At 48.5% G+C, this 340-nt stretch carries 1 protein-coding gene; it reads right to left on the reverse strand.

Annotated features, from left to right (window positions below; genetic code table 11):
* Positions 1-340: hypothetical protein (locus A3763_RS28355; RefSeq protein ID WP_197482820.1), on the reverse strand; the 340-nt coding region annotated here is incomplete at both ends.

The raw sequence follows: 340 nt of genomic DNA on the forward strand, positions 1-340 counted from the left end.
CTCATGTGTATGCTCTGGGAGTTCTTTGCCTGCAGCGATTCGATAAAACTTAGCGGTGTAGCGTTCATCGGAAATAGGTAATACAAACTCTTTTATGCTGCTTGAAAAGCCTGACCACGATAACTGGTCGAAGTCTTTATCAACAAACCGCCTCAGTGGCGGTGGAATCTCGACCTGCTGATTCGCTGAGTTCAAAGGTTTGTCATTCGCGACAGGATCATCAAGCCGCGCGAGAATATTGTCTAGTACGTTCGCGCCAACCGGCTCAGGCTCCAGGCTAGATAATATATCACCGCCTAAGCTTTCGTAACGTCGTACTTTTGCGGCACACGAACCGCAA

Source organism: Oleiphilus sp. HI0128, from assembly GCF_001635365.1.